The sequence below is a fragment of the Dolichospermum planctonicum genome (genome assembly GCF_005402965.1).
Classification (GTDB): Bacteria; Cyanobacteriota; Cyanobacteriia; order Cyanobacteriales; family Nostocaceae; genus Dolichospermum; species Dolichospermum planctonicum.
This window is the reverse complement of record NZ_BJCF01000199.1, coordinates 1-204: the sequence shown is the minus strand read 5'-3', so window position 1 is coordinate 204 and position 204 is coordinate 1. Positions and strand designations below refer to the sequence as shown.

Genomic DNA, 204 nt, shown 5'->3' with positions numbered 1-204 from the left:
ATCAACTCATAGCTAATACTGTATTTGACTTTGAAACCCAAACAAGTTACAGCATTAGAGTCAAAACTGAAGACCAAGATGGGTTATCTTTTGAGAAACAATTAAATATTAACGTTAACGACATTAATGAAGCACCCACTGATTTGTTGCTTGACAAGACCGCAATTGCTGAAGGTCAAACAGATGGTGTAATTGGTAATCTCA

Annotated in this window: 1 protein-coding gene; it reads left to right on the top strand. The window is 35.3% G+C overall.

Annotated elements, in window-relative coordinates; genetic code table 11:
• A partial coding sequence (locus FFO06_RS21330; protein WP_201275522.1) for a cadherin repeat domain-containing protein occupies window positions 1-204 on the top strand: 204 nt, incomplete at both ends.